Origin of the sequence: Streptomyces griseorubiginosus (assembly GCF_017614965.1) — a bacterium.
Lineage (GTDB): Bacteria > Actinomycetota > Actinomycetes > Streptomycetales > Streptomycetaceae > Streptomyces > Streptomyces griseorubiginosus_B.
Genome location: NZ_WVUG01000312.1, coordinates 1 through 10,263 on the forward strand (window position 1 = coordinate 1; position 10,263 = coordinate 10,263).

General features: G+C 74.9%; 9 protein-coding genes. 7 read left to right on the forward strand and 2 right to left on the reverse strand.

Annotated features, from left to right (window positions below; genetic code table 11):
* The 4 genes from GRC12_RS36675 to GRC12_RS36690 all read left to right on the forward strand — a co-directional run.
* The coding region (locus GRC12_RS36675) for a PDZ domain-containing protein (RefSeq protein ID WP_208784428.1) at window positions 1-314 on the forward strand (314 nt) is incomplete at its 5' end.
* A 75-nt stretch (window positions 315-389) separates the two neighbouring features.
* Entirely contained in the window at window positions 390-1,007 is a 618-nt protein-coding gene (locus GRC12_RS36680; RefSeq protein WP_208784430.1) for a LysE family translocator, read from the forward strand.
* 117 nt (window positions 1,008-1,124) lie between these two features.
* Complete coding sequence (locus tag GRC12_RS36685) at window positions 1,125-2,252, forward strand: aminopeptidase P family protein (protein WP_208784432.1); 1,128 nt, start codon at window positions 1,125-1,127, stop codon at window positions 2,250-2,252.
* A 46-nt stretch (window positions 2,253-2,298) separates the two neighbouring features.
* Window positions 2,299-3,240 (forward strand): aminoglycoside phosphotransferase family protein, encoded by a 942-nt coding sequence (locus GRC12_RS36690; protein WP_208784434.1) that lies wholly within the window; start codon window positions 2,299-2,301, stop codon window positions 3,238-3,240.
* A 714-nt stretch (window positions 3,241-3,954) separates the two neighbouring features.
* Here the strand turns inward: GRC12_RS36690 and treZ are convergent.
* Window positions 3,955-5,700, reverse strand: a complete 1,746-nt coding sequence (gene treZ / locus GRC12_RS36695; protein WP_208784436.1) for a malto-oligosyltrehalose trehalohydrolase — start codon at window positions 5,698-5,700, stop codon at window positions 3,955-3,957.
* A 173-nt stretch (window positions 5,701-5,873) separates the two neighbouring features.
* Here treZ and GRC12_RS36700 point away from each other — a divergent pair, with 173 nt between their 5' ends.
* The 3 genes from GRC12_RS36700 (at window position 5,874) to GRC12_RS36710 (ending at window position 8,352) form a co-directional block, all read left to right on the forward strand.
* Window positions 5,874-6,425, forward strand: a complete 552-nt coding sequence (locus GRC12_RS36700) for a DUF1707 and FHA domain-containing protein (RefSeq protein ID WP_208784438.1) — start codon at window positions 5,874-5,876, stop codon at window positions 6,423-6,425.
* Between the two features lie 164 nt (window positions 6,426-6,589).
* On the forward strand, window positions 6,590-7,939 hold the full coding sequence (locus tag GRC12_RS36705; RefSeq protein WP_208784444.1) for a M14 family zinc carboxypeptidase: 1,350 nt from the start codon (window positions 6,590-6,592) through the stop codon (window positions 7,937-7,939).
* Window positions 7,936-8,352 (forward strand): SSI family serine proteinase inhibitor, encoded by a 417-nt coding sequence (locus GRC12_RS36710; RefSeq protein ID WP_208784440.1) that lies wholly within the window; start codon window positions 7,936-7,938, stop codon window positions 8,350-8,352. The genes GRC12_RS36705 and GRC12_RS36710 overlap by 4 nt, the downstream gene beginning before the upstream one ends.
* Before the next feature lie 502 nt (window positions 8,353-8,854).
* Here the strand turns inward: GRC12_RS36710 and GRC12_RS36715 are convergent.
* Entirely contained in the window at window positions 8,855-10,105 is a 1,251-nt protein-coding gene (locus tag GRC12_RS36715; protein ID WP_208784442.1) for a M14 family zinc carboxypeptidase, read from the reverse strand.
* Window positions 10,106-10,263 lie beyond the last annotated feature (158 nt).

Sequence of the window (10,263 nt, forward strand, 5' to 3'; positions counted from 1 at the left end):
CCGCGTCCCCGAGCCCGGCCCCGTCCGCGTCCGTGTCCCCGGCGCCCGTCGCCGCGACCCTCGGCCTGGAGGCCGTCGACGACCGCGGACCGGGCGCCCTGGTCGTCGGCGTCCACGTCCCCGGCCCCGCCTGCGCGGCCGGCCTGGTCCGCGGCGACGTACTCCTCGCGTTCGACGGCACCCGCCTCGACACGGCCGCCGACCTCGCCCGCGCCGTCGCCCACGCCCGCCCCGGTACGCGGGTCACACTGACCGTCCGTCACCGCGGCGGCACATACCAGCGGCTGACGGCCGTACCCGGAGTCGTCACCTGACCCCCGGAGCAGGCCCGCGTCGGCGCGGCGAAAACCGCTGGCCCGGCTCCCCGGACACCGACCACCATGGGGCGCATGCTGAGCACCCTCCTCGCCTTCCTCGGCGCCTGCACCCTCATCGCCGCCTCGCCCGGCCCCAGCACGGTGCTGATCATCAAGCAGTCGCTGCGCAGCAGGCGTTCCGGTCTGCTGACCGTGCTCGGCAACGAGACGGGGGTCTTCGTCTGGGGAGTCGTCGCCGCCTTCGGCCTGACCGCGCTGCTCGCGGCGTCCGAGGTGGCGTACGACGTGATGCGGATCGTCGGCGCGGTCGTCCTGATCGCCTTCGGCGTCCAGGCGCTGCGGCAGGCGCGGCACACCGGGGACGCCACGGCCGGCTGGGAGGGCGGTGAGAAGAGCGGCTGGGCCGCCTACCGGGGCGGGCTGCTGCTGAACCTCGCCAACCCCAAGGCGGCGATCTTCGCCATGTCCTTCCTGCCGCAGTTCGTGCCCCGGGGAGCCCCGCACCTGCCCGCCATGATCGGTCTCGCCGCGCTGTGGGCCGTCTACGAGATCGGTTACTACGGCCTGTACGTGTGGTTCGTCGGCCGGATGCGGACCGTGCTCTCCCGCGCCGGGGTGCGCCGGCGCCTGGAACAGGTCTCCGGGGGCGTGCTGCTGCTCCTCGGTGTGCGCCTCGCCCTGGAGAGCTGACGCCGTGACCGGCCTCAGTGCCCCAGGACGGGCAGACGGGTCGCGCGGCCCCCGCTGTCCGGGCAGGATGCTGCCCGTAGTCCCTTGTGGTCCCTCAACCCGCCCAGGGAGGCCCGGATGACCGGCACCGCGCCCGCGCCCTTCACCGCCGACGACTACCGGGCCCGCATGGACCGCGCCGCGCGCGCCTCGGCGGACGCCGGTCTCGCCGGGCTCCTCGTGGCCCCGGGCCCCGACCTGGTGTGGCTGACCGGCTACACGCCCCCCGCGGCCACCGAACGGCTCACCCTGCTGGTCCTCGCCCCCGGCCGCGCCCCCGTCCTGATCGTCCCCACCCTGGAGGCGCCCGACGCCGCGCGGGCACCCGGCGCGGGCGCGCTCAATCTGCGGGACTGGACCGACGGCAAGGATCCCTACGCCGCCACCGCCGCGCTCCTCGACGTCAGCGGGCGCTTCGGGATCAGCGACAACGCCTGGGCGATGCACCTGCTCGGCCTCCAGCGGGCGCTGCCCGGCACCAGCCACGTCTCCCTCACCGAGGCCCTGCCGATGCTGCGCGCCGTCAAGGACGCGGCGGAACTGGAGCTGATGGCGGCCGCGGGCGCAGCCGCCGACGCGACGTTCGAGGAGATCCGGAAGGTTCCCTTCGCGGGCCGCACGGAGTCCGAGGTCGGCGCCGACCTCGCCGGTCTGCTGCGGCGCTTCGGCCACTCCCAGGTCGACTTCACCATCGTCGCCTCCGGCCCGAACGGCGCCAACCCGCACCACGAGGTCGGCGACCGGGTCATCGAGCGCGGCGACATGGTCGTCCTGGACTTCGGCGGCCTCAAGGACGGCTACGGCTCCGACACCTCCCGCACCGTGCACGTGGGCGAGCCCACCGACGAGGAGCGCCGGGTGCACGACCTGGTCCGCGAGGCCCAGGAGGCCGGGGTCCGGGCGGTGAAGCCGGGCGTGGCCTGCCAGGAGGTCGACCGGGCCGCCCGCGCGGTCATCGAGGACGCCGGGTACGGCGAGTACTTCATCCACCGCACCGGGCACGGCATCGGCGTCACCACGCACGAGCCGCCGTACATGATCGAGGGCGAACGGCAGCCGCTCGTGCCCGGCATGTGCTTCTCGGTGGAACCCGGCGTCTATCTGCCCGGCCGGTTCGGGGTGCGGATCGAGGACATCGTGACGGTCACCGAGGACGGCGGCCGGCGGCTGAACACCACCGACCGCGAGATGGTCATAGTGGACTGATCGTCCCAGGAGCCCCCGCACACCCCCGAGTGACAACGGCGCGACCATGACCCAGGCACCGACACCCACCGCGGACACCGTCCGCCGGCTGGTCAGTTCCCTGCTCAAGGACGGCGGGGGGACGGCCGGTCCGGAGGTACGGCCCGTCGCCGAGGGCGGTGAGCACTCCACCTGGTGGGTCGGCACCCGCCATGTGCTGCGCCTCGCCCCGGACCGCGAGGCCGCCCTGCGCCAGCGCCGGGAACTGCGGCTGCGCGACCTCGTCCGCCCCCACCTCCCGCTCGCCGTCCCGACCAGCGTGGCGCACGGCGAGTGGGCGCCCGGGCTGACGTACACGCTCGACACCAAGGTGCCGGGCGGCACGGCGGAGGAGCACGACGTCTCCGCCGTCGGCGAGGCCGACCTCGCGGGGCTGCTCACCGGGCTGCGCGAGGTGCCCGTACGGCAGGCCGAGACGCTCGGTGTCCCGCGCACCGCCCCGCGCTCCCTGGAGGGCCTGCGCCGGGCCGCCGAGAAGGCCGCCCACCTGCTCGCCGGAACCGACGAGTTCGACCCGGTACGGCTGCACCAGCTCACCTCCGCGGCCGCCGTCCAGCTCGCCGCGCAGCCCGGCACCGCGGTCCTCGTCCACCACGGCCTTCGGGGCGAGCACCTCGTCGTCAGCGCCGACGGGCGGGTGCGCGGGGTCCTCGACTGGACCGACGCGGCCGTCGGCGACCCCGCCGAGGACATCGCGGGCCTCGCGGTCGCCGTCGGCTCCCCGGCCGCCGTCCGCGCCGCCACCCTCGCCGGCTACGGCGCCCGTCCCTGTCTGCGCGGCCTGTGGCTGGCCCGCTGCGACACGGTGATCCGCCTCGCCGACCACATCGAGCGGGGTGACACCGCCCCCCTCCCCCTGCTCGGCCTCCAGCTCCGCCGCGCCTGGGAGGCGATCCTGCTGGAGCGGGTGACGGAACTCCGCGAGACCGACGGAGCCGAGGACTTCTGACACCACCGACTCGGATCCCCCCACCCACACCGGCAACCACGCCCGGGCTGCGCAGAACTCCTGGATCGGCGCCCCGCGCGGGGGTCCCGCAGGGACTTCGGTTCGGTGGCTCGTGTGCGGGATGTGCGGGGACTTCGGTTGGGCGCCCGCGCGTGGGATGTGCAGGAGCCCTGGATCGGCGCCCCGCGCGGGGGTCCCGCAGGGACTTCGGTTCGGTGGCTCGTGTGGGGGATGTGCGGGGACTTCGGTTGGGCGCCCGCGCGTGGGATGTGCAGGCCGCTTGGATCGGCGGCCCGCGCGGGGGTCCCGCAGGGACTTCGGTTCGGTGGCTCGTGTGGGGGATGTGCGGGGACTTCGGTTGGGCGCCCGCGCGTGGGATGTGCAGGCCGCTTGGATCGGCGGCCCGCGCGGGGTCCCGCAGGGACTTCGGTTCGGTGGCTCGTGTGCGGGATGGGCGGGGACTTCGGTTGGGCGCCCGCGCGTGGGATGTGCAGGCCGCTTGGATCGGCGGCCCGCGCGGGACCCGCAGGGACTTCGGGTCCACATCCCGCGCGCGGGATGTGCAGGAGCCCTGGATCGGGCGGCCCGCGCGGGGGTCTGCGGGAGCCCCGGTTCGGCCGAGTCCCGAGTGCCCCGCCGCTGGTCAGCGGCGTCCCGGCCCCGGCGCCCGCCGGCGGCGCCGGGCACCCACCGGGCGGGCCCCGTGGGCTTTCGTCAGCTCTGGAGCAGGATTGCGGCCGATTCGCCGGGTACGTGCAGCACCCCGTCGGTGCCCGGGGCCCGCACCGGCTCCCACGCGGCCAGTACGCGGGCCTCGCGGGGGCCCAGCGGGATGGCCGCCGGTTCCTTCGCGAGGTTCACCGCGACCCGCACGTCACCGCGGCGGAAGGCGATCCAGCGGTCCTGCTCGTCGTAGGCGACCTTGGTGTCGCCGAGGTCGGGGTCGGTGAGGTCGGCCTGTTCGTGGCGCAGGGCGATGAGCCGCCGGTACCAGTCGAGCACGCGCGCGTGGGGCTCGCGTTCCGGCTCGCTCCAGTCGAGGCAGGAGCGGTCCCGGGTCGCCGGGTCCTGCGGGTCCGGCACGTCCTCCTCGGCCCAGCCGTGCGCCGCGAACTCCCGCCGCCTGCCGCGCCGTACCGCGTCGGCGAGCTCCGGGTCGGTGTGGTCGGTGAAGAACTGCCAGGGCGTCCCCGCAGCCCACTCCTCGCCCATGAACAGCATCGGCGTGAAGGGCGCGGTCAGCACGAACGCGGCCGCGCAGGCCAACAGGCCGGGGGAGAGGGTGGCGGACAGACGGTCGCCCTGGGCGCGGTTGCCGACCTGGTCGTGCGTCTGGGTATAGCCCAGCAACCGGTGCGCGGCCACGCGCGTGGTGTCCAGCGGGCGCCCGTGACGGCGGCCCCGGAAGCTCGAGTACGTGCCGTCGTGGAAGTAGCCCCCGGTGAGCGTCTTGGCGATCGCGGCCAGCGGCGCGCGCCCGAAGTCGGCGTAGTAGCCCTGCGCCTCGCCGGTCAGCGCGGTGTGCAGCGCGTGGTGGAAGTCGTCGTTCCACTGCGCGTCCAGCCCGAGGCCGCCCTCCGCGCGCGGGGTGATCAGCCGCGGGTCGTTCAGGTCGGACTCGGCGATCAGGAACAGCGGGCGTCCCAGATCGCCCGAGAGGGCGTCCACGGCCGTCGACAGCTCCTCCAGGAAGTGGCACGCGCGCGTGTCCGCCAGCGCGTGCACCGCGTCCAGCCGCAACCCGTCGATCCGGTAGTCCCGCAGCCAGGACAGGGCACTGTCCACCAGATACGTCCGCACCTCGTCCGACCCGGGCGCGTCCAGGTTCACGGCGGAACCCCAGGGCGTGTGGTGCGTGTCCGTGAAGTACGGCCCGAAGGCCGGCAGGTAGTTGCCCGAGGGCCCCAGATGGTTGTGGACGACGTCCAGGACCACCCCGAGTCCCAGCTCGTGCGCCCGGTCGACGAACCGTTTCAGCCCCTCGGGCCCGCCGTACGGCTCGTGCACGGCCCACAGCGAGACGCCCTCGTACCCCCAGCCGTGCCGCCCAGGGAAGGGACACAGCGGCATCAACTCGACGTGGGTGACGCCCAGTTCGACGAGATGGCCGAGCCGCTCGGCGGCGGCGTCCAGGGTGCCCTCACGGGTGTACGTGCCCACGTGCAGCTCGTAGAGCACGGCGCCCGGCAGCGGCCGTCCGGCCCACTCGGCGCGCCACGCGTACCGGCCCTGGTCGACGACCGCGCTCAGCCCGTCCGGGCCGTCCGGCTGGCGGCGCGAGCGCGGGTCGGGCAGCACGGGACCGTCGTCCAGCGCGAACCCGTAGCGCGAGCCGTCCCGCGCGTCGGCCTCGCCCCGCCACCAACCCTCCCGCTCCGGATCGCGCTCCAGTGCGCGCGTGGCGCCGTCACAATGGAGCGTCACACGGCCGGCCTGCGGTGCCCACACCTCGAACTGCACGGACGGTTCCCCTTCGTCTGCTCACCGGGATGTAGCCCGTCCATGGTGCTTCAAACGAGATCAGCGCGCTTTCGAATCCCCCCTTTCCCCGCCGGTGTCGCGGGATACGCGCGCGTGGCGGCCGTTTTCTCGTTTTCTGGACACCCGGGGTTCACTGACCGACAATCACCAACGTGACGTCGTCCTTCGAGTTCAACACGTACCCCGCGCGACTGTCCGACGCGGAGCGCGACAAGGCGCTGAAGGTGCTTCGGGACGGCGTCGCCATGGGGCGGCTCTCGCACGACACGTTCATCCGCCGCATGGAGCTGGCGCTCGCCGCCCGCCGCTCCGACGAACTCGTGGCCCTCACCGCTGACCTCCCCCAGGAGAGCCGCCTGGCGCGCCTGGTCTTCGGCACCGTGGAGGCCGTCTCCGGCTTCACCGTACGGCTGCGCAGGGCCTGGCAGGCCGAGCGGCTGCCCAAGCTGCTGCTCCCGCACCCGGCGGGCGGCCACCCGCTGCGCATCGGACGGGATCCGGCCAACGGACTGCGGCTGACCCACGAGACCGTCTCCCGGGTGCACGCCGAACTGAGCCGCCAGGGCGGCATGTGGGTGCTGCGGGACCTCGGCTCCACCAACGGCACCACGGTCAATGGACGGCGGGTCATCGGCGCCGCCGTGGTCCGCGAGGGCGACCAGGTCGGCTTCGGTCGGATGTCGTTCCGGCTCGCCGCCGACTGAGCCACCGCTTAGCTTTGGCCTGAGCATGACACGGCGTTGAGCTGCTGTGATGGCTCAAATCCCTTTCCTCGCCGCGGTGTTGACGTACCCCTCAAGTCGTGACTGACTGTGCGTACGTCATGCACGTCAGGTGAACCGACGGCACAACATCGGGGAGGTGTGCCCTGCCGCCCCTCCTGCGCTATCCGACCGTCGACGAGCTCGGCGCGCGGGCGGCGGCACTCGTCGCCCGTCGCCCCCGTGACGCCCGTCTGCGCCGCGTCGGCACCTCCCGGGCCGGCACCCCCATGTGGCTGCTTTCCGTCGGTCACGGCAGCCGTCAGGCCCTCGTGGTCGCCGGTCCGCACGCCAACGAACCCGTCGGCGGCGCCACCGTGCTGCGGCTGGCCGAACGGGCCCTGGCCGACCCGCGGTTCACCGCGGGCGCCGACGCCACCTGGAACCTGCTGCTCTGTCTCGACCCGGACGGCCTGCGCCGCAACGAGGGCTGGCTGTCGGGCCCGTACACCCTCGGCCGGTACTTCCGGAACTTCTTCCGGCCCGGCTTCCACGAACAGCCCGAATGGCTGCCCGCCGGAGCGGCGGCCGCCGCCCTGCCGGAGACCCGCACCCTGCTCGACCTCCAGGACGAGCTGCGGCCCTTTCTGCAGTGCTCGCTGCACGGCGTCGACGTCGGCGGCGGCTTCGTCGAGCTCACCCGCGACCTGCCCGGCCTCGCCCAGCGCGTCGCGCACACCGCGGCCCGTCTCGGTATCCCGCGCGAACTGGGGCCGTACGACACCCTGTACTGGCCCAACATCGGTCCGGCCGTCTACCGCATCCCGCCGCCCCGCCCCGGCGACCTGGCCGCCGCCATCACCGAGGCCGCCGTGGAGTCGACCTGGTACCACCCGCACCGGTACGGCACCGTCACGGCCGTCGTCGAGGCCCCCATGTGGGGCGTGGCCGCCGTCGAGGACGGCTCCCCGCCCGCCGACCGCGCCGCCGTGCTGCGCACGGTCAGCCACACCCTGAGACGCGACGCGCAGCTGCTGGAGCGGCTCCTCGCGCGCCTGCGCCCGCACACGACGGGCGCGCCGGACGCGGCCCGCCTGCTCGCCCCGGTGGACGACTATTTACTGGTCTGCCCCGGTCTCGCCGACACCTGGGACCCCGACATCGCCGACGGGACGCGCCCGCTCCCGCCACTGAGCACCGCCCATCTGGCCGCCCTGCGCATCGCCGGCCGGCGGCTCGCCCTGCGCACGGCGGGGCTGCTGCACCAGCTCGTCACCGGCGCGGGGTGCGATCCGGCCGGGGTGCTGCCCGACCTGGACCGGCTCATCGGCGAGTGGTGCGCCGACTACCTCGACGGCTGCGGGGCCCGCTGGATCCCGGTCGCGCGCCAGGTCGAGTACCAGTCGCGCGTCGTCCTGCACGCCTTCGAACTCGCCGAGCGGTACGCGCCCGCGTGCTCCCGTTCGGGTGAGCCGGGGTGGGGTTCCGGGGCCGCCGTGCCGATGCACCTGGAATGACGATCAGCACCACAGCGAAAGCGGTACGCGGCGCCCTGCTGGCGGCCGCGCTGCTCCTCACCGCCGCGCCCCAGGCCCAGGCGGCCCCCGGCCACCACCTGCCGGGCAACTGGCTCTACCTCACCGTCACCAAGGGCGACTCCCGCTCCAGCGACACCCGGGGCACCCTGCTGCTGTGCGATCCGCCCCAGGGACACGCGCGCGCGGCCGAGGCGTGCGCCGAGCTGGCGGCGGTCGACGGCGACATCGGCGCGCTCCCGGCCAGGGACGTCATGTGCCCGATGGTCTACGCGCCGGTCACCGTGCACGCGCGGGGACAGTGGAGCGGCCGGGAGGTCGAGTACGTCCAGACCTTCCCCAACGCATGCGCCCTCGGGGCACGCACGAGGGAGGTGTTCGCGCTCGACGGGTGACACGCGCGGTGTGCCGCGTGCCGCAGGGTCCCGCACGCGCGGTGTGTGGCGGGTGGCGGCGTCCCCGTGCGCGGTGTGTGGGGGGTGGCGGCGTCCCCGTGCGCGCGGTGTGTGGGGGGTGGCGGCGGCGCCCCGCGCGGTGTGTGGCGGGTCGCGGCGCCCCCGCGCGCGGTGTGTGGCGGGTGGCGGCGTCCCCGTGCGCGCGGTGTGCCGCGTGCCGCGGGGTCCCGCACGTGCCCGGTGTGCCGCGTGCCGCGGGGTCCCGCACGTGCCCGGTGTGCCGCGTGCCGCGGGGTCCCGCACGTGCCCGGTGTGCCGCGTGCCGCGGGGTCCCGCACGCGCGCGGTGTGTGGCGGGTGGCGGCGTCCCCGCGCGCGCCGGGTGTGTGGCGGGTCGCGGCGCCCCCGCGCGCGCCGGTGTGCGACGGGTCGCGGGCGTCCCCGCAAGGGCCCCGTGTGCCGCGGGTCGCGGCGCCCGCGCACGCGTGCGTGGGCGCCGTTTCTCAGGCCGTCCCTTCGCGCGCGTGCAGGGCGGCCGCCACCACCGTGCGGGACTGGTGCTCGACCTGGTGCTCCAGGGGCACCCAGCGGGCCCGGAAGCGCTCGGCGAAGGAGTCGCTCCAGGTCGACACCAGCCGCTCCAGGTGCGGTGCCGCGCGATCGTCGGTCTCCCGCAGGACCCGCAGCAGCATCGCCGCGGCCCGCAACGGCAGCCGCCGCCCGAACGCGTCCACGCTCCCGACGTACGCCATGGTGTCGTCGGCGGGAGGGGTGTGCATCCAGTCCGCGGCCAGCCCCGGAACCAGCTCCAGCGCCCACCTCGCGGCCCGCAGCAGCGGCCCGTCGACGCCCTCCAGGCGCGGCAGCGCGTCGCTGAGCACCCGCTCCACCTCCAGCCCGTCCCGCAGCAGCCGGCGCGCCAGCCGGCGTATCGCGGCGGCCGGCGCGGGATGCGGCGCCGGGTCGTCCACCAGGTCGCTCGCCCACATCGGCACCTCGACGACCGCGGTCAGGCCGCCGTAGCGGTGGGTGTGGTACCAGGTGCTCCGCCGCGCGTCGTCCGGCATGCTCGGGTACGCGGCCCCCGCGCCCGGCGACGGCATCACATGCACCCCGGGCCCGGACGCGGACCAGCCCGCGGCGTCCGAGGCGCCCGTCTCCACCGGGATGTGCAGCTGGGCGGCGGACTTGGCGAACGGCTCGGCGAGCCCCGGGATGTCCTTCGTCAGCTGCACCCAGCTGCCGCCCAGGTCGGTCCCGTGCAGCGTCACCTGGAGGTAGGGCCGCAGCTCGTCTATGACCCGGGTCAGCGCCCGGGTCTCGGGCGGCAGCCGGTCCGGCGGCAGCACCGCCGGTGACCACTCCGGCTGCTCCTCGGCGGCCGGCCGGAAGAAGCCGAGGTGGTAGTCGAGCAGGCTGCGCGGCGCCGGGGTGACGTGCAGGCTCGCGCCGTCGGGGTCGGCGCAGAGCAGGAAGTGCCAGGAGGTGTCGGTGCGCAACTCCCGTTCCCGTACCACCCGTTCGGCCAGGGCGAGGAGGGTGGAGCCGCCGGTCGGCTCGTTGGCGTGGGCGCCGGCGACGACCAGCACGGCCCGTCGGGCATGGCCCACGGACAGCAGGTGCAGGGGGCGCCCGGCGCGGGAGACACCCACCTGTCCCAGCGTGCACAGGGTGGGCCGATGGGTTGCCAACGCCCTCGCGGACGAGACGAGTTGGGGCACGGTGGGGTAACGCAGCTGCGGCAGGAGACTCACCCCCGTCCAGTCCGCCTGGCTTCGCAATCCGCAGTACCCCACGGTCTCCGCCCCCTGTCAAGGTCGCCCCGGGGGAGCCTGAAGGGGGCGCCCAGATGCATTTACCGCCGGCCGGAACAACCCTTCGCAAGGGCACATACATGCGGCGGCTCCCCACC